This is a genomic window from Streptomyces griseofuscus, from assembly GCF_014673495.1.
Classification (GTDB): domain Bacteria; phylum Actinomycetota; class Actinomycetes; order Streptomycetales; family Streptomycetaceae; genus Streptomyces; species Streptomyces murinus.
This window is the reverse complement of sequence record NZ_CP051006.1, coordinates 2185910-2209681: the sequence shown is the minus strand read 5'-3', so window position 1 is coordinate 2209681 and position 23772 is coordinate 2185910. Positions and strand designations below refer to the sequence as shown.

The 23772-nt window shown below is 72.6% G+C and carries 19 protein-coding genes; 6 read left to right on the top strand and 13 right to left on the bottom strand.

From position 1 onward, the window contains the following. Positions 1 to 75: 75 nt before the first annotated feature. Together dxs and HEP81_RS09715 are read left to right on the top strand one after the other, a co-directional pair. Complete coding sequence (dxs, locus tag HEP81_RS09720) at positions 76 to 2004, top strand: 1-deoxy-D-xylulose-5-phosphate synthase (RefSeq protein WP_037655379.1); 1929 nt, start codon at positions 76 to 78, stop codon at positions 2002 to 2004. Positions 2005 to 2155: 151 nt separating this feature from the next. Next, the gene (locus HEP81_RS09715; RefSeq protein WP_037655532.1) at positions 2156 to 3667 is read left to right on the top strand and encodes an amino acid permease; all 1512 of its coding nucleotides are present in this window, start codon (positions 2156 to 2158) and stop codon (positions 3665 to 3667) included. A 37-nt stretch (positions 3668 to 3704) separates the two neighbouring features. Here the strand turns inward: HEP81_RS09715 and HEP81_RS09710 are convergent, their stop codons facing one another. Continuing rightward, positions 3705 to 4082 carry a PIN domain-containing protein gene (locus HEP81_RS09710; protein ID WP_037655534.1) on the bottom strand — a complete coding sequence of 126 codons (378 nt, stop codon included), beginning with the start codon at positions 4080 to 4082 and terminating at the stop codon, positions 3705 to 3707. Between the two features lie 55 nt (positions 4083 to 4137). Here HEP81_RS09710 and HEP81_RS09705 point away from each other — a divergent pair, with 55 nt between their 5' ends. Continuing rightward, positions 4138 to 5154 (top strand): DUF8189 domain-containing protein, encoded by a 1017-nt coding sequence (locus tag HEP81_RS09705; RefSeq protein ID WP_037655380.1) that lies wholly within the window; start codon positions 4138 to 4140, stop codon positions 5152 to 5154. Positions 5155 to 5250: 96 nt separating this feature from the next. On the opposite strand, the gene HEP81_RS09700 is transcribed toward HEP81_RS09705, so the two are convergent. The 5 genes from HEP81_RS09700 to HEP81_RS09680 all read right to left on the bottom strand — a co-directional run bounded on the left by HEP81_RS09700 (position 5251) and on the right by HEP81_RS09680 (position 11907). Continuing rightward, positions 5251 to 7377 (bottom strand): 3-hydroxyacyl-CoA dehydrogenase NAD-binding domain-containing protein, encoded by a 2127-nt coding sequence (locus HEP81_RS09700; RefSeq protein ID WP_037655382.1) that lies wholly within the window; start codon positions 7375 to 7377, stop codon positions 5251 to 5253. Further along, entirely contained in the window at positions 7374 to 8591 is a 1218-nt protein-coding gene (locus HEP81_RS09695) for a thiolase family protein (protein WP_037655383.1), read from the bottom strand. Before HEP81_RS09695 ends, HEP81_RS09700 begins: the two co-directional genes overlap by 4 nt. Before the next feature lie 245 nt (positions 8592 to 8836). Further along, the gene (locus HEP81_RS09690; protein WP_037655386.1) at positions 8837 to 10126 is read right to left on the bottom strand and encodes a ribonuclease D; all 1290 of its coding nucleotides are present in this window, start codon (positions 10124 to 10126) and stop codon (positions 8837 to 8839) included. Positions 10127 to 10287: 161 nt separating this feature from the next. Continuing rightward, positions 10288 to 10947, bottom strand: a complete 660-nt coding sequence (locus tag HEP81_RS09685; protein WP_037655387.1) for a response regulator transcription factor — start codon at positions 10945 to 10947, stop codon at positions 10288 to 10290. Positions 10948 to 11229: 282 nt separating this feature from the next. Continuing rightward, positions 11230 to 11907, bottom strand: coding sequence for a DUF3000 domain-containing protein (locus tag HEP81_RS09680; RefSeq protein WP_078967357.1), 678 nt, complete (start codon positions 11905 to 11907; stop codon positions 11230 to 11232). Between the two features lie 110 nt (positions 11908 to 12017). Here HEP81_RS09680 and hemE point away from each other — a divergent pair, with 110 nt between their 5' ends. Further along, a complete protein-coding gene (gene hemE / locus HEP81_RS09675; protein ID WP_037655393.1) occupies positions 12018 to 13085 on the top strand; it encodes a uroporphyrinogen decarboxylase in 1068 nt (355 codons plus the stop codon). Positions 13086 to 13088: 3 nt separating this feature from the next. Here hemE and HEP81_RS09670 read toward each other — a convergent pair whose 3' ends face one another. Then, positions 13089 to 13916, bottom strand: coding sequence for a rhomboid family intramembrane serine protease (locus HEP81_RS09670; RefSeq protein ID WP_037655394.1), 828 nt, complete (start codon positions 13914 to 13916; stop codon positions 13089 to 13091). A gap of 64 nt (positions 13917 to 13980) precedes the next feature. Then, a complete protein-coding gene (locus HEP81_RS09665; RefSeq protein ID WP_037655396.1) occupies positions 13981 to 15366 on the bottom strand; it encodes an FAD-dependent oxidoreductase in 1386 nt (461 codons plus the stop codon). Between the two features lie 91 nt (positions 15367 to 15457). Here HEP81_RS09665 and hemG point away from each other — a divergent pair, with 91 nt between their 5' ends. Both hemG and hemQ read left to right on the top strand, forming a co-directional pair. Continuing rightward, the gene (gene hemG, locus HEP81_RS09660; protein ID WP_037655398.1) at positions 15458 to 16912 is read left to right on the top strand and encodes a protoporphyrinogen oxidase; all 1455 of its coding nucleotides are present in this window, start codon (positions 15458 to 15460) and stop codon (positions 16910 to 16912) included. A gap of 5 nt (positions 16913 to 16917) precedes the next feature. Then, on the top strand, positions 16918 to 17649 hold the full coding sequence (hemQ, locus tag HEP81_RS09655) for a hydrogen peroxide-dependent heme synthase (RefSeq protein WP_037655401.1): 732 nt from the start codon (positions 16918 to 16920) through the stop codon (positions 17647 to 17649). Between the two features lie 3 nt (positions 17650 to 17652). Here hemQ and HEP81_RS09650 read toward each other — a convergent pair whose 3' ends face one another. From HEP81_RS09650 to HEP81_RS09630, 5 genes are all read right to left on the bottom strand, one after another. Then, positions 17653 to 19287, bottom strand: a complete 1635-nt coding sequence (locus HEP81_RS09650) for an alpha/beta hydrolase (protein ID WP_037655402.1) — start codon at positions 19285 to 19287, stop codon at positions 17653 to 17655. A 108-nt stretch (positions 19288 to 19395) separates the two neighbouring features. After that, a complete protein-coding gene (locus HEP81_RS09645; RefSeq protein WP_037655404.1) occupies positions 19396 to 20181 on the bottom strand; it encodes a TIGR04222 domain-containing membrane protein in 786 nt (261 codons plus the stop codon). Positions 20182 to 20245: 64 nt separating this feature from the next. Beyond that, complete coding sequence (locus HEP81_RS09640; protein ID WP_051850149.1) at positions 20246 to 21571, bottom strand: MbnB/TglH/ChrH family RiPP precursor modification enzyme; 1326 nt, start codon at positions 21569 to 21571, stop codon at positions 20246 to 20248. 172 nt (positions 21572 to 21743) lie between these two features. Then, positions 21744 to 23018 carry an MFS transporter gene (locus tag HEP81_RS09635; RefSeq protein WP_078967358.1) on the bottom strand — a complete coding sequence of 425 codons (1275 nt, stop codon included), beginning with the start codon at positions 23016 to 23018 and terminating at the stop codon, positions 21744 to 21746. 1 nt (position 23019) lies between these two features. After that, on the bottom strand, positions 23020 to 23724 hold the full coding sequence (locus HEP81_RS09630; protein ID WP_037655405.1) for a peptidyl-tRNA hydrolase: 705 nt from the start codon (positions 23722 to 23724) through the stop codon (positions 23020 to 23022). Positions 23725 to 23772 lie beyond the last annotated feature (48 nt).

Here is a 23772-nt window from a genome sequence, read left to right as displayed (position 1 = left end):
ATGCCGGGCGCCGTCGGAAAGTTAGACTCTGGCGAGCCCGGCAAGCTCGATCAGCTCTATTGCAAGGAGGCACGGGTGCCGCTGCTGACCCGCATCACGGGACCGCGCGATCTGGACCGGCTCAGCCTGGAGGAGCTGGACCAGCTGGCAGGGGAGATCAGGACCTTCCTCGTGGAGGAGGTCTCCAAGACCGGCGGACACCTCGGCCCGAACCTCGGCGTGGTCGAGCTCACCATCGCCCTGCACCGGGTGTTCGAGTCCCCCAAGGACAAGGTGCTCTTCGACACCGGCCACCAGTCCTATGTGCACAAGCTCCTCACCGGCCGGCAGGACTTCTCCCGGCTGAAGATGAAGGGCGGCCTCTCCGGCTACCCCGCACAGGCCGAGTCCGCGCACGACGTCATCGAGAACAGCCACGCCTCCACGGTGCTCGGCTGGGCCGACGGCATCGCCAAGGCCAACCAGCTCATGAAGCGCGACAGCCACGTCGCCGCCGTCATCGGTGACGGCGCGCTGACCGGCGGCATGGCCTGGGAGGCGCTCAACAACATCGCCGCCGCCAAGGACCGCCCCCTCGTCATCGTCGTCAACGACAACGAGCGGTCGTACGCCCCCACCATCGGCGGCCTCGCCAACCACCTGGCCACGCTGCGCACCACCGACGGCTACGAGCGCTTCCTCGCCCGCACCCGCGAGGTGCTGGAGAAGACCCCCGTCGTCGGCCGCCAGCTGTACGAGACCCTGCATGGCGCCAAGAAGGGCCTGAAGGACTTCATCGCCCCGCAGGGCATGTTCGAGGACCTGGGCCTGAAGTACGTCGGCCCGATCGACGGCCATGACATCGAGGCCCTGGAGTCCGCGCTGGCCCGCGCCAAGCGGTTCGGCGGCCCGGTCATCGTGCACTGCCTCACCGAGAAGGGCCGCGGCTACCAGCCCGCGCTCCAGGACGAGGCCGACCGCTTCCACGCCGTCGGCAAGATCCACCCCGACACCGGCCTGCCGATCGCCGCGTCCGGCGCCGACTGGACCTCCGTGTTCGGCGAGGAGATGGTCAAGCTCGGCGAGGAGCGCGAGGACCTCGTCGCCATCACCGCGGCCATGCTCCAGCCGGTGGGCCTCGACAAGTTCGCCAAACGCTTCCCCGAACGGGTGTACGACGTCGGCATCGCGGAGCAGCACGGCGCCGTCTCCGCCGCGGGCCTCGCCCACGGGGGCGTCCACCCCGTCTTCGCCGTCTACGCCACCTTCCTCAACCGCGCCTTCGACCAGGTCCTGATGGACGTGGCGCTGCACAAGTGCGGCGTCACCTTCGTACTCGACCGGGCCGGCGTCACCGGCACCGACGGCGCCTCCCACAACGGCATGTGGGACATGTCGATCCTCCAGGTCGTCCCGGGCCTCAGGATGGCCGCGCCGCGCGACGCCGACCAGGTGCGCGCCCAGCTGCGCGAGGCCGTCGCCGTCGAGGACGCGCCGACCGTGGTGCGCTTCTCCAAGGGCGCGGTCGGCCCCGCCGTCCCCGCCGTCGGCCGGGTCGGCGGCATGGACGTGCTGCGCGAGGCGGGCACCGAACGGCCCGACGTCCTCCTGGTCTCCGTCGGCGCCCTCGCCCCGATGTGCCTGGAGATCGCCGGCCTGCTCGACAAGCAGGGCATCTCCACCACCGTGGTCGACCCGCGCTGGGTCAAGCCCGTGGACGAGGCGATGGCCCCGCTGGCCGAGCGGCACCGGGTCGTCGTCACCGTCGAGGACAACAGCCGGGTCGGCGGCGTCGGCTCCACCGTCGCGCAGGCGCTGCGCGACGCGGGCGTCGACGTACCGCTGCGCGACTTCGGCATCCCGCCGCGCTTCCTCGACCACGCCTCGCGCGCCGAGGTGCTCACCGAGATCGGGCTCACCGCGCCCGACATCGCCCGCCAGGTGACCGGTCTGGTCGCCAGGCTGGACGGCCGGTTCGACCGTACGGCGGACCCGGTGGACTCCGTGGAAACCGCGCGCGACTAGGACCGGCGCTCCCAACCGGGCCGGTTCCGCCCCTCCTTGCGGTGGCGGAACCGGCCCGCGTGCGTAAGCCTGCCTGTCACGGGGCACTCGCGTCCCGGTCCTCTCGATCAAGTCGACCAGGTCGAGGACGACAAGCGTGGGAGGCAGCAACGTGGGCAGCTCGCTCTTCCGGACGAAGAACGTCGAGCAATCGATCCGGGACACCGAGGAACCGGAGCATGCGCTCAAGAAGTCGCTCTCCGCGCTCGATCTGACCGTTTTCGGCGTTGGCGTGATCATTGGTACCGGTATCTTCGTTCTGACCGGACAGGTCGCGAAGAACAACGCCGGACCCGCGGTCGCCCTGGCCTTCGTCGCCGCCGGCGTGGTCTGCGCCCTCGCCGCCCTGTGCTACGCCGAATTCGCGTCCACGGTCCCGGTGGCGGGCTCGGCGTACACCTTCAGCTACGCCTCCCTGGGCGAGCTGCCCGCCTGGATCATCGGCTGGGACCTGGTCCTGGAGTTCGCGCTCGGCACCGCGGTGGTCGCGGTCGGCTGGTCCGGCTACATGCGCTCGCTGCTCGACAACGCGGGCTGGCACCTGCCGGGGTACCTCTCCGGACGCGACGGCGCCCACGGCTTCGGCTTCGACATCCTCGCCGCGCTCCTGGTGCTCGTCCTGACCGCGATCCTCGTCCTCGGCATGAAGCTCTCGGCCCGGATCACCTCGCTGGTCGTCGCGATCAAAGTGGCCGTCGTGCTCATTGTGATCATCGCGGGCGCGTTCTTCGTGCAGTCCCGCAACTACCACCCCTTCGTCCCGCCGGCCCAGCCGGTGCCCGCCGGTGCCAGCCTCAAGGCGCCGCTGGTACAGCTGATGTTCGGCTGGGCGCCCGCCAACTTCGGCGTGATGGGCATCTTCACCGCCGCCTCGGTGGTGTTCTTCGCCTTCATCGGCTTCGACATCGTGGCCACCGCCGCCGAGGAGACCCGCAACCCGCAGCGGGACGTGCCGCGCGGCATCCTCGGCTCGCTGATCATCTGCACCGTGCTCTACGTGGCCGTCTCCGTCGTCGTCACCGGCATGCAGAACTACACCCAGCTGTCCGTGGACGCCCCGCTCGCCGACGCCTTCAAATCCATCGGGCACCCCTGGTACGCGGGCGTGATCAGCTTCGGCGCCGCCATCGGACTGACCACCGTGTGCCTGATCCTGCTGCTCGGCCAGACCCGGGTGTTCTTCGCGATGAGCCGCGACGGGCTGCTGCCGCGCTTCTTCTCCCGGGTGCACCCCCGGTTCCGGACCCCGCACCGGCCGACCATCCTGCTCGGAGTGATCATCGCGATCGTCGCCGGTTTCACCAGCCTCAGCGAGCTTGCCGAACTGGTCAATATCGGCACATTGTTCGCCTTCGTGGTCGTGGCGATCAGCGTGATCATTCTGCGCAAGACGCGCCCCGACCTGCCCCGCGCCTTCCGTACCCCCTGGGTTCCGGTCGTTCCGATCGTCTCCGTGTGCGCCACGCTCTGGCTGATGCTCAATCTGCCCGCCGAGACCTGGCTGCGGTTCGCCATCTGGATGGTGATCGGCTTCGCCGTCTACTTCCTCTACGGCCGCTCGCACAGCCGGCTCGCCCACCCCGAGCAGCCGTCGGAGCCGGAGCCCGCGCCGCCGATCTCGTGACCGGCCCGGTGACGCGGGGCCCCGCGGCGGGCCCGGCTCAGCCGAGCACCGCGCGCGGCCCGGTCACCCCCGCCCCCAGCGCCGTCACCCGGCGCCGCAGCTCGCGGTCCGCGGTGACGACCAGACAGGTACGGCCCGCCGCCTCCCCGGCCAGCTCCACGATCCGGTCGTCCCCGCTGCCGGGCGCCTCCGCCACCCGCACCCCCGGCACGGACGCCACCCCGCGCGCGGCGCCCTCGACCACCAGCACCAGTTCGAGCGGCCCGGGCAGCTCCGCCGTACCGGAGGCGGCGTACGCCACCAGGCGGTCGCGCAGCCGTTCGGCGGCCCCGCGCCGGTCGCGCCACCAGCCGTCGGGCACCGAGCCGACCACATTGGCGCCGTCGACGATGAGCAGAGGCAGATCGTTCGTCATGCCTGCCATGGTGCCCGCTCGCCGGACGCACAGGGTTCCGGCTTAAAGTGACCGGGTGAACGGAGACTGGCTCCTGCGCGGCCGCGACGGCCGGCTCAGCGTCTACCAGTCGGCGGGCGACGCCGTCCTGTGCCGGGCGGAGAGCACCCCCGGCGGCCCCTGGACCGGTCCGCGCAAGGTCGGCGGCGAACAGAGACTGCACCCCGTCCCGGCCCTCGGCCAGGGCGCGGACGGCTACACCCACCTGGTGTCCTGGCGGCCCACCGGCAAGGGCGAGTCGGGCCTCGTGCACTCCACCCACTACCGCGCCCACCTCGCCGCCCTGGACTGGAGCCCGGTCGGCCACCCCGACAAGAAGGGCGACCGCACCGGACAGCCCGCCGTCGCCGTGGACGCCCAGGGCCGCGCCCATGTCTTCGTGCGCAACAAGGGTGGCGGCGTCAGCATGCTCGCGCAGAAGGAGAAGGGCGGCTGGGAGCCCTGGCGGGACCTCGGCGGAAAGGGCGTCCAGGACGGACTCGCCGCGGTGACGGGGGAGTCCGGCAGGGTCGAGCTGTACGCGGCGGGCCCCGAGGGCGTTCTGTACTGGCGTCAGGAGGCCCCCGGCGCCCAGCCGGTACTCCAGGAGACCCTGAAGGCCCCGGTCCGCCCAGGGACCCTGTACGCCCTCGCCACGTCCGCCGAGAACACGACGCTCTACTACACCGGCACCGACGGCGAACTACGCGCCTGGCGGCCCGGCGGCAGACCGGTCACCCTGCTGACGGCCGCCGGCCACGGCCCGGTCGGCGCCGTCCGCTGCGACCTCGACGGCCATGACTGCACCCTGCTGGCCCAGCGCTCCGCCGCCGGCCGCGTCGCCTTCGCCGCCTACCCGACCGAACTGGAGTCCGCGGGCGCCTGGTGGACCGAGTCGGGCCCCCGGCTGACGGTGGACGCCCGGGTGTGCCTCACAACCGACCAGGACGGCCGGGTGGTCGCGGCGACCCTCTCCCCGTCGATCGGCCAACTCCTCCTGACCCGCCGCAAGGCCGAACCGGGCCTCGCACTGGAGGCGTGGCGAGCGGTCTGAGCGGGTCGAGAGCGGTACGACCGTATCGAGCGCGGACGAACGCATACGAAAGGGCCCCCGCCGAGGCGGGGGCCCTTCGCGTTCACGCTGCCGGGGTTACGCCGGGACGCTCGCCACGCCCGGGGCCAGGAACGGCTTGCCGTTCACGCGCTCCGAGACGCCCTCGCGGTCCAGGTACGGCGTGATGCCGCCCAGGTGGAAGGGCCAGCCGGCGCCCGTGATCAGGCACAGGTCGATGTCCTGCGCCTCGGCGACGACGCCCTCGTCCAGCATCAGCCCGATCTCCTGCGCCACCGCGTCCAGGACGCGGTCGCGCACCTGGTCCTCGGTCAGGACGACATCGCCCTGCTTGAGGAGCGCCGCGACCTCGGGGTCCAGCTCCGGCTTGCCGCTGTCGTAGACGTAGAAGCCGCGCTTGCCGGCCTCGACCACGGCCTTCAGGTTCGGGGAGACCGTGAAGCGGTCCGGGAAGGCCCGGTTGAGGGTCTCCGAGACGTGCAGGCCGATCGCCGGGCCCACCAGTTCGAGCAGGACCAGCGGGGACATCGGCAGGCCCAGCGGCTCGACCGCCTTCTCGGCGACCTCGACCGGGGTGCCCTCGTCGATGACGTTCTGGATCTCGCCCATGAAGCGGGTCAGGATGCGGTTCACGACGAACGCCGGGGCGTCCTTGACCAGCACCGCGGTCTTCTTCAGCTTCTTGGCCACCGCGAAGGCGGTGGCCAGGGAGGCGTCGTCGGTCTGCTCGCCGCGCACGATCTCCAGCAGCGGCAGGATCGCGACCGGGTTGAAGAAGTGGAAGCCCACGACCCGCTCGGGGTGCTGGAGCTTGGCGGCCATCTCCGACACCGACAGCGAGGAGGTGTTGGTCGCGAGGACCGCGTGCGCCGGGGCGACCGCCTCGACCTCCGCGAACACCTTCTGCTTGACGCTCATCTCCTCGAACACGGCTTCGATGATGAAGTCCGCGTCCGCGAAGCCCTCGGCCTTGTCCAGGACACCGGTGACCAGCGCCTTGAGGCGGTTGGCCTTGTCCTGGTGGATACGGCCCTTGCCGAGCAGCTTGTCGATCTCGCCGTGGACATAGCCCACACCCTTGTCGACACGCTCCTGGTCGATGTCGGTCAGCACGACCGGCACCTCCAGACGGCGCAGGAAGAGCAGCGCGAGCTGGCTGGCCATCAGACCGGCGCCGACGACGCCGACCTTGGTGACCGGGCGGGCCAGGCTCTTGTCCGGGGCGCCGACGGGGCGCTTGCCGCGCTTCTGCACCAGGTTGAACGAGTAGATGCCGGCGCGCAGTTCGCCGCCCATGATCAGGTCGGCGAGCGCCTGGTCCTCGGCGTCGTAACCCTGCTGGAGGTCGCCGTTCCTGGCGGCCTCGATGATCTCCAGGGCGCGGTATGCGGCCGGGGCGGCGCCGTGCACCTTGGAGTCGGCGATGAAGCGGCCCTTGGCGACGGCCTGGTCCCAGGCCTCGCCGCGGTCGATCTCCGGGCGCTCGACGGTGATGTCGCCCTTGAGGACCTGGGCGGTCCACAGCAGCGACTGCTCCAGGAAGTCGGCACCCTCGAACAGGGCGTCGGCGATGCCCAGTTCGAAGACCTGCTTGCCCTTGAGCTGCTTGTTCTGGTTCAGCGAGTTCTCGATGATGACCGAGACGGCCTTGTCGGCGCCGATCAGGTTCGGCAGCAGGGTGCAGCCGCCCCAGCCGGGGACCAGACCGAGGAAGACCTCGGGCAGCGAGAACGCCGGGATCGCCTTGGAGACGGTGCGGTAGGTGCAGTGCAGACCGACCTCGACACCGCCGCCCATGGCCGCGCCGTTGTAGTAGGCGAAGGTCGGCACGGCGAGGCCCGAGAGGCGCTTGAAGACCTCGTGGCCGCCCTTGCCGATGGCGAGCGCGTGCTCGTGCTCCTTCAGCAGCTCGACGCCCTTGAGGTCGGCGCCGACGGCGAAGATGAACGGCTTGCCGGTGATGCCGATACCGGCGATCGCGCCCTCGGCCGCCTCCTGCTCGACCTGGTCGATCGCCGCGTTCAGGTTGGCGAGCGAGGCCGGTCCGAAGGTGGTCGGCTTGGTGTGGTCCAGGCCGTTGTCCAGCGTGATCAGCGCGAAGCGGCCGGCGCCGAAGGGGAGGTCGAAGTGGCGTACGTGCGCACTGGTGACGACCTCGTCGGGGAACAGGCCCGAAGCCTGCTTCAGAAGCTCGGTGGTGCTCACTTGTCCCCCTCGAAGTGCGGGTTCTCCCAGATGACCGTCGCGCCCATGCCGAAGCCGACACACATGGTGGTCAGGCCGTAGCGGACGTGCGGCTGCTCCTCGAACTGGCGGGCCAGCTGGGTCATCAGACGGATGCCGGAGGAGGCGAGCGGGTGGCCGAAGGCGATGGCGCCGCCGTACTGGTTGACGCGCGCGTCGTCGTCCGCGATGCCGTAGTGCTCGAGGAAGGCCAGGACCTGGACGGCGAAGGCCTCGTTGATCTCGAACAGGCCGATGTCCGAGATGGACAGGCCCGCCTTGGCGAGCGCCTTCTCGGTGGCCGGGATCGGGCCGTAGCCCATGACCTCGGGCTCCACGCCGGCGAAGGCGTAGGAGACCAGGCGCATCTTGACCGGGAGGCCGTGCTCGCGGGCGAAGTCCTCGCTGGCGACGATCGACGCGGTGGCACCGTCGTTCAGACCGGCCGAGTTACCGGCGGTGACGCGACCGTGGACGCGGAACGACGTCTTCAGGTTGGCGAGGCCCTCCAGGGTGGTCCCCGGGCGCATCGGCTCGTCGGCGGTGACCAGGCCCCAGCCGGTCTCGCCGCCGACGGGGGTGGTGCGGCGCACCGAGATCGGCACCAGGTCCTGCTGGATCTTGCCGTCGGCGTACGCCTTGGCGGCCTTCTCCTGCGAGCGCACCGCGTACTGGTCGGCACGCAGCTTGGTGAGGCTCGGGTAGCGGTCGTGCAGGTTCTCCGCGGTCATGCCCATGAACAGGGCCGACTCGTCCACCAGCTTCTCGCTGACGAAACGCGGGTTGGGGTCGACGGCCTCACCCATCGGGTGGCGGCCCATGTGCTCGACACCACCGGCGATGACGGCGTCGTACGCGCCGAAGGCGATGGAGCCGGCGACGGAGGTGACGGCGGTCAGACCACCGGCGCACATGCGGTCGATGGAGTAACCCGGCACCGACTGCGGCAGTCCGGCGAGGATGCCGGCCGTGCGGCCGAGGGTCAGACCCTGGTCACCGATCTGCGTGGTCGCGGCGATGGCGACCTCGTCGATCTTCTTCGGGTCCAGCCCGGGGTTGCGGCGCAGCAGCTCCCGGATCGCCTTGACGACGAGGTCGTCGGCGCGAGTCTCGTGGTAGATGCCCTTCGGGCCCGCTTTGCCGAACGGGGTGCGGACGCCGTCGACGAAGACGACGTCCCTGACGGTACGAGGCACGATGGCTCTCCTCCATGGTGCGGGACGCTGAGCGCTTGCTTAAGCCCATGCTACTTGCGAGTAATGTAGTTGCCCAGTCCACCGTCGGGGAGCGGCGAAGGTCACACCGACAGCCGCCATCTTGGCGCGATTACGACCCCGGACGCGCCCCGAAGAGCGCGGGGAACCGCGCGAGCAACCCACGAAGACCCGCAGCCGCCGTACTTCGCCGACCGTCCGCGCACCTCGCCGACCGGCCGCGGCGCTCAGGCGTCCTTTCCCGACAGCGCGGTCACCAGGACCGGCGTCACCAGTTCCACCTGCCAGGGACGCGCGCCGTATCCGGCGAGCGCCGTCGAGACGGATCCCGCGTCGACCGCGGCGGGCGGCTGCCAGCAGAGCCGGCGGACCGTGTCCGGGGAGATCAGGTTCTCCTGCGGCATGGACAGCTGCTCGGCCAGCGTCGTCACCGCGGCCCGCGCCGCGGAGAGCCGCGCCGCCGCCGAGGGGTCCTTGTCGGCCCACGCCCGGGGCGGCGGCGGACCCGTCACCGGCTGTCCCGGCTGCGGCAGTTCGGACTCCGGCAGCGCCTTCGCCCGGTCCACCGCCGCCTGCCACTGCTCCAGCTGCCGGCGCCCGGTCCGGTGCCCGAACCCGGTCAGCGCGGCCAGCGCGTGCACATTGCCCGGCACGGCCAGCGCCGCCTCCACGATCGCCGCGTCCGGCAGCACCTTGCCCGGCGACACATCGCGCCGCTGCGCGATACGGTCCCGCGTCTCCCACAGCTCCCGTACGACGGCCAGCTGACGGCGGCGCCGTACCTTGTGCATCCCGGACGTACGGCGCCAGGGCTCCTTGCGGGGCTCGGCCGGCGGGGCGCTCGCGATCGCGTCGAACTCCTGGAGGGCCCACTCCAGCTTGCCCTGGCGGTCCAGCTCCTTCTCCAGGGCGTCACGCAGGTCCACGAGGAGTTCGACGTCCAGCGCGGCATAGCGCAGCCAGGGCTCGGGCAGCGGGCGGGTGGACCAGTCGACGGCGGAGTGCCCCTTCTCCAGGACGAAACCGAGGACGTTCTCCACCATGGCGCCGAGGCCCACCCGGGGGAACCCGGCGAGCCGGCCGGCCAGCTCGGTGTCGAACAGCCGGGTGGGGAGCATGCCTATCTCGCGCAGACACGGCAGGTCCTGGGTGGCCGCGTGCAGCACCCACTCCACGCCGGACAGCGCCTCGCCGAGCGCGGACAGGTCGGGGCAGCCGACGGGGTCGATCAGTGCGGTGCCGGCGCCCTCGCGGCGCAGCTGCACCAGATACGCGCGCTGGCCGTAGCGATACCCGGAGGCGCGCTCTGCGTCCACGGCGACCGGCCCGGAGCCGGCGGCGAAGGCGGCGACCACCTCGGCGAGCGCCGCCTCGTCGGCGACCACGGGCGGAATGCCCTCGCGGGGTTCGAGAAGGGGTGTCGGCGCCTCCGTCACAGAAGATCCGGCGTCGTCGGGAGAGGTGTCTCCATTGCTGCGCCGGGTGCTGTCTGCTGCGGTGTCTTGGGCGTCGGTCACCTGTCAAGGGTATCCATGCGTGGACAGCACCCGTCGCCGGAACGTTCCGTCGACGGGCACCGAGGGGTCGTAAACCAGTCAGCCTGGTGAAATCGCCGGTTCAGAGGAGTGAAACGGCCGTTTTCCGGAAGGGGTCGGTGGGGAGGGGAGTAGCGGAAGGGTCAGTGGATGATTCCGGTGCGCAGGGCGACGGCGACCATGCCGGCCCGGTCGCCGGTGCCCAGCTTGCGGGCGATGCGGGCGAGGTGGCTCTTCACGGTGAGGGCGGACAGGCCCATGGACACGCCGATCGCCTTGTTCGACTGGCCCTCCGCGACCAGGCGCAGCACCTCGACCTCGCGTCCGGACAGTTCGCGGTAGCCGCCCGGGTGGCTCGGGGCACCCGGGGGGCGGCGGTGCATGCGCGCGGCGCCGCCGAGGGGGGCGGCACCGGGCCGGGCGGGGAGCCCGATGTTGGTACGGGTGCCGGTGACGACGTAGCCCTTGACCCCGCCGGCCAGGGCGTTGCGCACCGCGCCGATGTCGTCGGCGGCGGAGAGGGCAAGACCGTTGGGCCAGCCCGCGGCGCGGGTCTCGGAGAGCAGGGTCAGGCCGGAGCCGTCGGGCAGGTGGACGTCGGCGACGCAGATGTCGCGGGGGTTGCCGATGCGGGGACGAGCCTCCGCGATGGACGAGGCCTCGATCACATCGCGCACACCGAGCGCCCACAGATGGCGGGTGACGGTGGAACGCACGCGCGGGTCGGCCACGACCACCATGGCGGTCGGCTTGTTCGGGCGGTAGGCGACCAGGCTTGCGGGTTGCTCAAGGAGAACGGACACCAGGCCTCCTGGGTGGGGGGACGGGGCCGGCTTGTGGGGAAGAAGCCGGGACGAACCGTGCTTTCAAGGTCACAGTCGTCTTCGGCAGCAAACGTGTCCGCCTTTAGAGAGTGATCACGATCTAGTGAGTAACAATCCGTGCAATTCGGACATGCGCTCGATCACCCGAAGATCGAATCGGTCCGAGCGGATGCGATTCGAGTTCACAATGTGGCCGTATCGACAAAGAGATGGTCAATAAGGCGCCCCGGAGGATGGCGGCGCCCGTCACGCGCCGTCACTTCACCGGGACTGCGGACCCCTGCGCTGCGGCAGCGTCACCACCGAGGTGTCCCCAGGACCGGCCGGCGGCAGCCCCCCGACCTGGGCCAGCAGATCGCACCAGGAGATCAGATGGGCGGCCGTGTCCGGCACCCCGCCGCGGCCCTCGCGCGGCGTCCAGGAGGCCCGGATCTCGATCTGCGAGGCGGCGGGCCGGTCGGCGAGACCGCCGAAGTAGTGCGAACTCGCGCGCGTGACGGTGCCGCTCGGCTCGCCGTAGCCGAGGCCGCGCGCCCCCAGCGCCCCGGTCAGCCAGGACCAGCACACCTCCGGCAGCAGCGGATCGGCCGCCATCTCCGGCTCCAGCTCCGCCCGTACCAGCGTCACCAGCCGGAACGTGCCCCGCCAGGCGTCGTGGCCGGCCGGATCGTGCAGCAGCACCAGGCGGCCGTCGGCCAGCTCCTGCTCGCCGTCGACCACCACCGCCTCCAGCGCGTACGCGTACGGCGCGAGCCGCTGCGGCGCGGGGGTCGGCTCCACCTCGATCTGCGGGCGAAGCCGGCAGCCGCGCAGGGCTTCGACCGCGGCCCGGAACGCCGGCGGACCCGCGGCACCCGGGTGCCGGTCCGCCTCCTCGGTGTCCTTCACGTCGCCCAATCCGTCAGCGCCTTCCGACCTGTGTCCGTGAGCCGCAGCCATGCGGGGAAGAGTAAGGGGAATCGGGCCTCTGCGCAGGCAAGACACCCCGCGACGTGCGCTTGCTCGCCGCCTGTGCACGGCCCGTCCACACCGCATGCGAGACTTTTCCCGTGACCGCCAACGACGCCCCTTCGGGCAAGCAGCCGACCGCGACGTACGACAGCGCCTTCCTCAAGGCGTGCAGGCGCGAACCCGTGCCGCACACCCCCGTGTGGTTCATGCGCCAGGCCGGCCGCTCGCTGCCCGAGTACCGCAAGGTGCGCGAGGGCATTCCGATGCTGGAGTCCTGCGCGCGGCCCGAGCTGGTCACCGAGATCACCCTTCAGCCGGTACGCCGGCACGGCGTGGACGCGGCGATCTACTACAGCGACATCGTCGTCCCGCTCAAGGCCATCGGCGTCGACCTGGACATCAAGCCCGGCGTCGGCCCGGTCGTCGAGCAGCCCATCCGCACCCGCGCCGACCTGGCCCGGCTGCGCGACCTGACCCCCGAGGACATCCCGTATGTCACCGAGGCCATCGGGATGCTCACCCGCGAGCTGGGCGCCACCCCGCTGATCGGCTTCGCGGGCGCCCCCTTCACGCTGGCCAGCTACCTGGTCGAGGGCGGCCCCTCGCGCACGTACGAGAACGCCAAGGCGATGATGTACGGCGACCCCCAGCTGTGGGCCGACCTGCTCGACCGCCTCGCCGACATCACGGCCGCCTTCCTGAAGGTCCAGATCGAGGCCGGCGCCTCCGCGGTGCAGCTGTTCGACTCCTGGGCCGGCGCCCTCGCCCCCGCCGACTACCGGCGCTCGGTGCTGCCCGCCTCGGCCAAGGTCTTCGACGCGGTCGCGGAGCACGGTGTGCCGCGCATCCACTTCGGCGTGGGCACCGGCGAGCTGCTCGGCCTGATGGGCGAGGCCGGCGCGGACGTCGTCGGCGTCGACTGGCGCGTCCCGCTGGACGAGGCCGTCCGCCGGGTCGGCCCCGGCAAGGCGCTCCAGGGCAACCTGGACCCGACCGTGCTGTTCGCGGGCAAGGACGTCGTCGAGGCCAAGGCCCAGGAGGTGCTGGACGCCGCCGCGGGTCTGGAGGGCCATGTCTTCAACCTCGGCCACGGCGTGATGCCCAAGACCGACCCGGACGCGCTGACCCGCCTGGTGGAGTACGTCCACGGTGCGAGCGCCCGCTGACGCTCACCAGTTGGGGTGGGAGGGCCGCGCGCGCCTGCCGAACAGCAGGCCGGGCGGCTCCGGCGGGGGCGGGGTGCCGGGCTTCAGCGGCAGGGCGATGAGCAGGCCCACCAGGAAGCCGATCACATGGGCGACGTACGCCACCGTTCCGGCGTCGGACACCCCCTGCCCGGACGAGTACACGGCCTGGAGCACGAACCAGAAGCCCAGCACCAGCCAGGCCGGCAGCCGCAGCGGCAGGAACACCAGGAACGGCACCAGCACCCAGACCCGGGCACTGGGCCACAGCACGATGTAGGCGCCGAGGACCCCGGCGATCGCGCCCGACGCGCCGATCAGCGGGTCACCCGAACCGGCGTTGAGCAGCGCGAAGCCGTATCCGGCCGCGTAGCCGCAGACGAGGTAGAAGACGGCGTAGCGGATGTGGCCCATCCGGTCCTCGACGTTGTTGCCGAAGATCAGCAGGAACAGCATGTTGCCCAGCAGATGCAGCCAGCTGCCGTGCACGAACATCGCCGTGAACACCGACAGCGGCGGCGACTTGTAAAAGCCGCGCGGGGCCACCACACAGCCGGGGCCGTGCGGGCCGACGCCCACCTGGCCCGTCGGCACCAGCCGCGGGACCCGGCCGTGGATCAGCTCGCTGGGGACCGCCGCGAAGCGGTCCATGAAGGCCTCCAGATGGCACAGCTGCGCCAGGTTCTCGCCGCCGGTCAGGGAGCCGGGCATGCCGGGCGTGGCCAGGAACACCAGGACGTTCGCGGCGATCAGCGCGTACGTCACCCAGGGGGTGCGGCGCACCGGATTGATGTCATGGACGGGGATGACCACGAAGGAGTAGTGCCCGGCGAGCCCGCGGTCAATCGACCGCTCCCGCCGAACGGTCGCGCGCCGGTCAGCTTTCGCGCACCTTCCGTGCCGCCTTGCGCGCGGCCACCAGGACCGGGTCCCACACCGGCGAGAACGGCGGCGCGTAGCCGAGGTCCAGGGCGGTCATCTGCTCCACCGTCAGCCGCGCGGTCAGCGCCACCGCCGCGATGTCCACCCGCTTGGCCGCGCCCTCCCGCCCCACGATCTGCACACCGAGGAGCCGCCCGGTGCGGCGCTCGGCGAGCATCTTGACGGTCATCGGGGAGGCACCCGGGTAGTAGCCGGCCCGGCTGGTGGACTCGATGGTGACCGCCTCGAACTCCAGGCCCACCCGGCGCGCGTCCTTCTCGCGCAGACCGGTGCGGGCGATCTCCAGGTCGCAGACCTTGCTGACCGCCGTACCGACCACACCCGGGAAGGTCGCGTAGCCGCCGCCCGCGTTGGTGCCGATGACCTGGCCGTGCTTGTTGGCGTGGGTGCCCAGCGGGACGTACTGCTCCTGCCCCGAGACCAGGTTCAGCACCTCCACACAGTCGCCGCCCGCCCAGATGTTGTCGTGGCCGCGCACCCGCATGGCCAGGTCGGTGAGCAGCCCGCCATGGGCGCCCAGCGGCAGCCCGGCGGCGCGCGCGAGGGCGGTCTCGGGAAGGACGCCGATACCGAGGACCACCACGTCGGCCGGGTACTCGGCGTGCCGGGTGGCCACCGCGCGGACCCGGCCGTCCTCGCCGGTGAGGATCTCGGTGACCTCGGTGCCGTTCACCATGGTGATGCCGAGGCCCTCCATGGCGCGGTGCACCAGGCGGCCCATGTCCGCATCGAGGGTGGACATGGGCTGCTCGCCGCGGTTGACGACCGTCACCTCGAAGCCACGGTCGATCAGCGCCTCGGCCATCTCCACGCCGATGTATCCGGCGCCCACGACCACCGCGCGGCGGCCCTTCGCCCGGGTCAGCGTGTCGATCAGCGCCTGCCCGTCGTCCAGGGTCTGCACGCCGTGCACCCCGGGGGCGTCCGCGCCGGGCAGCTCCGGGCGGACCGGCCGGGCCCCCGTGGCGATCACCAGCTTGTCGTACGACGTCCAGGACTCGGCGCCGGACTCCACGTCCCGCGCGCGTACCCGTCGCCCCGCCACGTCGAGCTCGGTGACCTCGGTACGCAGCCGCAGGTCGATGTCCCGGGCGCGGTGCTCCTCGGGCGTGCGGGCGATCAGGTCGTCCCGCTCGGGGACCGCGCCGCCCACCCAGTAGGGGATGCCGCACGCCGAGAACGAGGTGAAGTGACCGCGCTCGAACGCCACGATCTCCAGCTCCTCCGGCCCCTTCAGCCGCCGCGCCTGCGACGCCGCCGACATGCCCGCCGCGTCCCCGCCGACGACGACCAGCCGCTCCCGCCCCTGATGCATGCTCATGAGGACACGCTAGAGGGTCCGGGTCGCGACGCGGCGCGCGGGACCTACGGCCCTATCAGCGCTGTCAGTGGGGTCTGAGAGAGTGGGGACCATGAGCGCAACGGGTACGAGTTCGGGGCACGCCGTCGTCATCGGAGCCGGTGTCGCCGGTCTGGCCGCCGCCCACCGGCTGCTGGAGCGCGGCGCGCGGGTGACGGTCCTCGAAGCGTCCGAGCGGGTCGGCGGCAAGCTGCTGCCCGGCGAGATCGCGGGCGTCCGGGTCGACCTCGGCGCCGAGTCGATGCTCGCCCGCCGCCCCGAGGCCGTGGCCCTCGCCCGCGAGGTCGGCCTCGACGGCCGGCTCCGGCCCCCGGCGATCGCGAGCGCCGCGATCTGGACCCGCGGCGCGCTGCGCCCCATGCCCAAGGGCCATGTGATGGGCGTCCCCGGCACCGCCGCCGCCCTCGCCGGTGTCCTGTCCGAGGACGGCCTGGCCCGCATCGAACAGGACGCCGTCCTGCCCCGCACCGAGGTCGGCGACGACGTGGCGGTGGGGGAGTACGTGGCGGCGCGCCTCGGCCGCGAGGTCGTGGACCGCCTCGTCGAACCCCTGCTCGGCGGGGTGTACGCGGGCGACGCGTACCGCATCTCGATGCGCTCCGCCGTCCCCCAGCTCTTCCAGGCCGCCCGCGCGCACGCCTCCCTGACCGAGGGCGTCCGCGAGATCCAGGCCAGGGCCGCGGCCGCGCAGCAGACCGGGCCCGTGTTCATGGGCATCGAGGGCGGCGTGGGCACCCTGCCGCTCGCGGTCGCCGAGTCCGTCCGGGCGCGCGGCGGCGAGATCCGCACCGGGGCAGCCGTCACCGAGCTGCGCCGGGACCCCTCGGGCGGCTGGCGGATCACCGCGGCCGGGCGGCAACTGCACGCCGACGCCGTGGTGGTCGCCGTACCCGCCCCGGCCGCCGCCCGGCTGCTGCGCCCCGAGTCCCCGGCGGCCGCCGCCGAACTGGCCGCCGTCGAGTACGCCTCGATGGCCCTGATCACCCTCGCCTACCGGCGCGCCGAGGTGTCCCTGCCCGAGGGCAGCGGCTTCCTGGTGCCGCCGTTCGACGGACGCACCATCAAGGCCGCCACGTTCGCCTCCCAGAAGTGGGGCTGGATCGCCGAGCAGGACCCGGACACGGTCGTGCTGCGCACCTCGGTGGGGCGGTACGGCGAGACGGCGGTCCTCGGCCGGGACGACGCCGACCTGGTGGAGGTCTCCCGGCACGACCTTTGCGAGGCCGTCGGCATCGAGGCCGCGCCGGTCGAGACCCGGGTCACCCGCTGGACCGACGGACTGCCGCAGTACCCGGTCGGGCACCACGGCCGGGTGGCCCGGATCCGCGGGCACATCGCCAAGCTTCCGGGCCTCGCGGTCTGCGGCGCGCAGTACGACGGCGTGGGCATCCCCGCGTGTGTCGCGAGCGCGAACGCGGCCGTCGATCAGCTGTCCGGTGATCTGCGCGGGGTCGAGGAGCTGACGGCCCACCCGGTGCAGAGCCTTCACGGCGGAGCAGGAGAATAGGAACCATGAGTGACGACGCCCCCACCACCGAGTCCGGCAGGATCCCCAACAAGGGCAAGCTGGCCAAGGACCTGAACGATGTCATCCGCTACACCCTGTGGTCGGTCTTCAAGCTGAAGGACGTGCTGCCGGCCGACCGCGCGGGCTACGCCGACGAGGTCCAGGAGCTGTTCGACCAGCTCGCCGCCAAGGACGTGACGATCCGCGGCACGTACGACCTGTCCGGTATGCGGGCCGACGCCGACGTGATGATCTGGTGGCACGCGGAGACCAGCGACCAGCTCCAGGAGGCGTACAGCCTCTTCCGCCGCACCAAGCTGGGCCGCACGCTGGAGCCGGTGTGGTCCAACATGGCGCTGCACCGCCCGGCCGAGTTCAACCGCTCGCACATCCCGGCGTTCCTCGCCGACGAGACGCCCCGCGACTATGTGAGCGTCTACCCCTTCGTGCGCTCGTACGACTGGTACCTGCTGCCCGACGAGGACCGCCGCCGGATGCTCGCCGACCACGGCAAGATGGCGCGCGGTTACCCGGACGTGCGCGCCAACACGGTCGCCTCGTTCTCGCTGGGCGACTACGAGTGGATCCTCGCCTTCGAGGCGAACGACCTGTACCGCATCGTCGACCTCATGCGCCATCTGCGCGGCTCCGAGGCCCGGATGCACGTCCGCGAGGAGGTCCCGTTCTACACGGGCCGCCGCAAGGACGTGGCGGACCTGGTGGCGGGGCTGGCGTAAGGCTCAGCCCGCCGTCCGTCCCCGGCCGGGGACGGGTTCGGCGCGGGGCGCGCAGGACGCGTTCCGCACCGGGAGGCGGCCCGTCAGCAGATAGTCGTCCATATAGGCGTTGACGCATTTGTTGGGGCCGCCGCCGATGCCGTGCGTGCCCGCGCCGCGCTCGGTCACCAGCAGGGAGCCGGCCAGCCGCCGGTTCATCTCCAGGGCCCCCGAGTACGGCGCGGCCGCGTCCCGTTCGGCCGCCAGGATCAGCACCGGGGGCAGCGCGCCGGGCGCGGTGCGGACGTCCAGGGGCCGCTGCCGGGGCGCGGGCCAGTACGCGCAGGGCAGGTTCATCCACGCGTTGTCCCAGGTCTCGAAGGGCGCGATGCGGGCCAGCCGGGTGTTGTCCCGGTCCCACACCGCCCAACTCGTCGGCCAAGGCGCGTCATTGCACTCGACGGCCGTGTACACGGCGGTGCCGTTCTCCGCCGCGGCCGCCGACGCGGGGTCCGGCGCGGCCAGTGCGACCAGCGGTTTCGGGTCGCCGTGCAGATAGGCGGAGAGGGCGGCGGCCCGGCTCGGCCAGGCGGAGTCGTAGTACCCGGCCGTCAGGAACGCGTTCTGCAACTGGCCCGGCCCGACCTTCCCGCCCGCCGGTCCGAGGGCGAGCCGCGCGGCGGCGGTGTCGTAACTCCCCTGCACCTTCTGTGGCGTGGCGCCGAGCCGGTACACGGCGTCGTGCCGGGCGATCCAGTCCCGCACGTCCGCCCAGCGCTTCTCGAACGCGGCCGACTGGTCGAGGTTGCCGCGGTACCAGATCTGCCCCGGATCCGGGTTCACCGCCGCGTCCAGCACCATCCGGCGCACATGGGAGGGGAACATCGCCGCGTACAGCGAGCCGTAGTACGTGCCGTACGACGCGCCCAGGAACGTCAGCCGGTCCTCGCCCAGCGCGGCCCGCAGGACGTCCAGGTCCCGCGCGTTGTTCAGGGAGTTGTAGAAGCGCAGCCCGGGGCCCGAACGCCGGGCGCAGCCGCGGGCGTACGCCTTCGCCTCCGCCACGCGCTCGCGTTTGTACGACTCCGAGGGCCGCGTCGAAGCCGGGGTGGGCGCCTTGCCGAACTGCTTCGGGTCCTCGCAGGACAGCGGCGCGGAGCGGCCCACCCCGCGCGGGGCGTAGCCGACCAGGTCGTACGCGGCGGCGATCCGCTTCCAGACGGGCAGGGTGCCGGCCAGCGCGAAGTACATGCCGGAGGCGCCGGGGCCGCCGGGGTCGTAGACGAGGGCGCCCTGCCGGGGGACCGTCCGCTTGCCGTCCTTCCCGGTGGCGGGGGTCCGGCTGACGGTGAGTGCGATCTGCTTGCCGTCGGGGTGGGCGTAGTCGAGGGGCACGGAGACGGTGCCGCAGCGCAGTCCGGCGGGGGAGTGGGCGACCGGCGGCACCTCGGCGGGGTCACAGGTGCCGTAGCGCAGGCCGGTGGCGCGGGCGCGGAGGGCGGCGACGATGGTGCCGCGGAGTTCGGCGGCGCCGGAGGGGAACGGCACACCGGGGAGGCTCGGCGGGGCGGGGATGCTCGGCGTGGCGTCCACCGGGGCGGTGGCCAGGGCGGTCAGCAGCAGCGAGGCGGCGGCCGAGCAGAGGGCGACGGCTTTCATCCAGCATCCCTTCGGTCACCGAGGCGGACACCAGGGATGTTTCGTTCCCCCGCCGGGGAAGGCAAGCACCGCCCGACGGGTGTCGGCGTGCGTGCCCCGATGCGCCCCCTACTCCCGGTGTGGCGCGTCGCGGTGGGTGAAGGCCGCGCGCAGCTCCGGTTCGCCGATCGCGCGGATGCCGCGCAGCGCGACGGAGGTGAGGAACGACGGCTCGTCACCGGGGCGGCGCCGCAGCAGCGCGCCCAGCACGCGCTGCCCGGCGGGGGAGGCCCATGGCGAGTACGGGTGCACCTCGAAGCGGGCGATGGCCAGACAGCTCAGCGACAGCGTGAACGGCAGCAGGAACCACAGGCCGACCATCAGCCGTGAGGTGTCGGCCTGGATCGGTATCAGCAGCGCGGCGACGGCGAGGGTCGCCACGGCGAGCGCGGCGGCGCGGACCTGGCGCACGGCCGCGCCGATGGTGGGGCCCGCGGCGTCCGGGACGGCGAGGCCACTGCGCACGAGGCGGTCGGCGAGGCGCCGGACGGCGTCGGTGTGGGCGGCGCGGGTCCGCACAGGCGCGATGCGGGACTGGCCCTCGGGGCCGATCGCCCCTATGACGGACCGCTCGATCTCGTCCCGGCCGAGCGGGTCGACGACGGTGGCCCAGCCGGTGTGGGCGAGGTGCAGGCGCCGCTGGCGGGCCATCGACAGGAGGGTGACATCGGCGACGCGCTGGGGTCCGCCGGACAGGAACGCGGCCTCGTACAGGGTCAGATCATGGTCTTCGACCACTCCTCCGGGGTCCGGGCCCGGGTCCGTGGCCGCGGCGCGCATCGCCGCGAGACAGAGACGAACGCAGGCCGTGCCGGTGAACGCCCAGGCGAGGAGCAGGAGGAGGAGCCAGAACATGAGGTGCTTTGTATGTCAGCGGAGGGGGCGGCCGCCAGGAATTTTCACATGCGGACGGCGCGCTTCAGGCGATGCGGACGGGGTGCCTCAGGCGCGTACGGGCGGTGCTTCGGGCGCGCCCCGGCAGCACCCTCCGCGCCGCCCGCGCCACCCGCCCGCGTGGCGCCGGGCCGGAGCGGTCCAGCCACCACTCCCGCAGCTCCCGCCTCGGGAGGTCCGTCCGCTCTCCGTCCAGCAGGAACCCGGCGAAGTCCAGCGCGTCCCGCCGGTACCCGCCACGCATCGGCCGTGCCCGCGCGTACTCCAGGAACGCCTCCCGGTACGACGCCCCCAGCAGCACCGGCAGCTCGGGCGCCACCTTCGCCACCACGTCCGCCCGCTTCGCCGCGAGCGCCCGCGCCTGCACGCCCAGCCGTACCCGGTCGAACCCCTCGGGCACGGGCGTCCTGGCCACCAGCGAGGACAGTACGGCGGTCTGCGCGACCCCGAGCCGCTGACGGGCGCCCTCGGTGTCGCCCGGGTCCGTGCGCACCGGCGGGACGGGCCGCACCTCCACGTCCTCCCGTCGGCCGCCCTCCACCACCTTCCGGATCGCCGCCAACTCCCGCTCCAGCTCGGCCGGTTCGGGGAAGTTCTCGTCGCGTTCCAGCAGGACGCCGGGCGGGGCGGCCCGGGCGGCGAGGTCGGCCAGGATGCCGAGCACCGCGTCCGGCACCGGGTGCGCGTGGCTGTCGTGCCACACGCCGTCGCGCTCGACGCCGCCCGCGACATGGACGTAGGCGATCGCCTCCAGCGGCAGCCCGGCCAGCGCCTCGGCCGGGTCCTCGCCGCGGTTGACGTGGTTGGTGTGCAGGTTGGCCACGTCGATCAGCAGCCGTACGCCGGTCCGCTCGGCCAGCTCGTACAGGAACTGCCCCTCGGTCAGCTCCTCGTCCGGCCAGGAGAACAGCGCGGCGATGTTCTCCACGGCGAGCGGCACCGGCAGCGCGTCCTGGGCGATGCGCACGTTCTCACAGAGCACGTCGAGCGCGTCCCGGGTGCGTGGCACGGGCAGCAGATGGCCCGCCTCCAGCAGCGGCGACGCGGTGAGCGTGCCACCCGCCCGGACGAACGCGATGTGCTCGGTGACCAGCGGCGACCCGAGCGCCTGAGCGCGTTCGGCGAGTGCCGTGAGCCGGCCGGCGTCCGGTCGCTGCGCGCCGCCGAGCCCGAGGGAGACACCGTGCGGCACCACGGTCACCCCGCGCGCCCGCAACCGCTCCAGCGACTCGGGGAGATGGCCGGGGCAGAAGTTCTCCGCCACCACCTCCACCCAGTCGATCCCGGGCATCCGCTCCACGGCCTCGGCGATCTCCGGCCGCCAGCCGATCCCCGTCCCCAGTCTCCCCATGACCTGTCCCCCTCCTCGCCCCCCGGCGTACGCGTCGTACATGACCCCGGCGGCCCGCCCCGAACCCCCTCCCGGCCGCCTTCAGAGCAACATTTGAGGTTCGCGCCGGGTTTCTGGCCGGGCTTCGAACCGGGTTTCCGGCCGGGCCGCACGCGAAGCTCCTCGCCGGGCCTCAGGCCGGGTCGGCTTCCCGACGGACGCGGTTGACGCGGTGCAGATCCGGGACGCAGAGGTTGAGCACGGTCGCCGCGACGATCAGCGCGGCGCAGGCCAGGAGCACGCCCTGGCTGCTCCACGCGTGCACCGCGAGGGCGGTGATGAGATAGCCGAGGGGGATGGCGAGCCGTTCGCCGACACCGTTGAACGCGCTCATACGGCCCTGCTCCGCCGCGGGCACATGCTGCTGGAACGCGGTGGTCCAGGCGACGATCGCGACATCGAGCCCGACCCCCGCAAGGAAGGCGGCCACGAGGACGAGCGGCAGCGGCAGGCCCCAGGCCATGGCCGCCGGCGGCAGCGCGAGCCCGCCGCCCGCGACGACCGCGACCGCGAGCAGCCGGTACGGCTTCCAGCGCAGACACACCAGGGTCCCCGCCAGCAGCCCGCAGGAGAAGGCCGCCTGGACCAGGCCCCAGTCGCGTGCCCCGGCGTACCGGCGGGCGGCGACGAGCGGGCCGAGCAGCTGGAAGCCGGCCAGCCACGCGGCGACGAGGACGGTTCCGGCGGCGGTGTAGGTCCACAGCCAGGTACGCGACCAAAACCCCGTCCAGCCGGCCCGCAGGTCGGCCAGGACACCGCCGGCCGAGCCGGGCGGTGCGGCCAGGCGCAGGCCCAGCAGCAGGACGGCCGCCACGGCGAACGTGCAGGCGTCCCAGGCCAGCGCCCAGGCCGCGCCGCTCAGCGCGACGACGAAGCCGCCGACGACCGGGCCCAGCACCTTCACCGCGTTGCTCGGCAGCCTGAGTAGCGCGTTGGCCTGCTGGAGGTGTTCCGCGGGGACGATCTGCGCGACGGCACCCTGGGTGGCCGGCACGATGAACGACGCCGCCGTCCCCGACACGAAACCGCACGCCGCGATCGACACCGTCGTCGCATGACCCGTGGCCACGGTGCCGGCCAGTACCCCCTGCGCGCCCGCCGCCACCAGATTCCCCACGAACAGGATCCGGCTGCGCGACCAACGATCCGCGAACAGGCCCCCCATGAGCAGGAACAGGATCGTGGGGACGGTGTTCACCGCGAGCACGACCCCCAGTGACCCGGCCCCGCCGCCCCCCTCGATCACCGCGTACGCGAGCGCCAGCGGCGCCATCGCGGACCCGCTCACCGAAATGAGATGCGCCACCACGAACCGCCGGAACGCGGGGAGTTCCAGGGGGGTGCCGACGGTCTTGGACGCCTCGGCCCGCGGTGCCTCGGCCTTCGACGACCCGGTCGTGGTCCCCATGTCAGCGCAACGCCGGATGATCCGCCACCACCGTGCACGAACCTGGAGCGATCTCCGTGAAACCGGCGTCGCGGACCAGCGGCAGTCCGCTGTGGGTGAGGCGGGTCCATTCGGCGGGGGTGGCGGTGCGGACGGAGAGGGGGTAGCCGGCGGCGCGCCAGGCGGTGCGGGCCGTGTCGGGCAGGGCCCACCAGGCGAGTTGGGCGGCGTGGCCGGTCTGGGCCATGGTCTTGCCCGCGGACATCGCGAGGTCCGGGTTGAGCCACAGGACGGGGGCGGTGCGGTCGGGGTCGGACGGGGGCTCGGGGTCGGCCAGTTCGGTGCCGGAGACCTGGAGCTTGGCCAGGTCCTTGGGCCAGCCGTCCAGAGGGATCGGCGGGAAGACCCGTACCTCCGCGGATCTGCCGGTCACCGTGATCCCGGGCAGCGTCCCGGCGCGCCGCCACTCCGCGCCCCGGGCCCGCCGGACCACCTTGCGGATCCGGGCGTCCTCCCAGTTCCGTACGGCCTCGGCCCACTCACCCTCGCCGAGGGCCCGTTCGTCGCCGAGCAGCGTCAGAACCGCCCGCGCGGACGTCTCCAGGGCGTCGGTGCGGGCGGGCGGCGCATCGCGTTCGAGGCGGACGACGAGGGGCAGCACGTACTGCGGGGCCTCGTCGCGCGGGGACGGAAGGGGGCTCTCGGCGGGGATCGGAACATCGCTCACGAGGGGCCACCCTACGAAGCCGCCCGCGTCCCGATCAACGCGCGCCCC

What these genes read in the sequence shown, in the direction of transcription:
- hemQ (WP_037655401.1), top strand. Translation starts at nt 16,918, where the DNA reads ATGAGTGACGACGCCCCCACCACCGAGTCCGGCAGGATCCCCAACAAG.
- hemG (WP_037655398.1), top strand. Translation starts at nt 15,458, where the DNA reads ATGAGCGCAACGGGTACGAGTTCGGGGCACGCCGTCGTCATCGGAGCC.
- HEP81_RS09665 (WP_037655396.1), bottom strand. Translation starts at nt 15,366, where the DNA reads ATGAGCATGCATCAGGGGCGGGAGCGGCTGGTCGTCGTCGGCGGGGAC.
- HEP81_RS09650 (WP_037655402.1), bottom strand. Translation starts at nt 19,287, where the DNA reads ATGAAAGCCGTCGCCCTCTGCTCGGCCGCCGCCTCGCTGCTGCTGACC.
- HEP81_RS09640 (WP_051850149.1), bottom strand. Translation starts at nt 21,571, where the DNA reads ATGGGGAGACTGGGGACGGGGATCGGCTGGCGGCCGGAGATCGCCGAG.
- HEP81_RS09645 (WP_037655404.1), bottom strand. Translation starts at nt 20,181, where the DNA reads ATGTTCTGGCTCCTCCTCCTGCTCCTCGCCTGGGCGTTCACCGGCACG.
- HEP81_RS09710 (WP_037655534.1), bottom strand. Translation starts at nt 4,082, where the DNA reads ATGACGAACGATCTGCCTCTGCTCATCGTCGACGGCGCCAATGTGGTC.
- HEP81_RS09635 (WP_078967358.1), bottom strand. Translation starts at nt 23,018, where the DNA reads ATGGGGACCACGACCGGGTCGTCGAAGGCCGAGGCACCGCGGGCCGAG.
- HEP81_RS09680 (WP_078967357.1), bottom strand. Translation starts at nt 11,907, where the DNA reads ATGGCTGCGGCTCACGGACACAGGTCGGAAGGCGCTGACGGATTGGGC.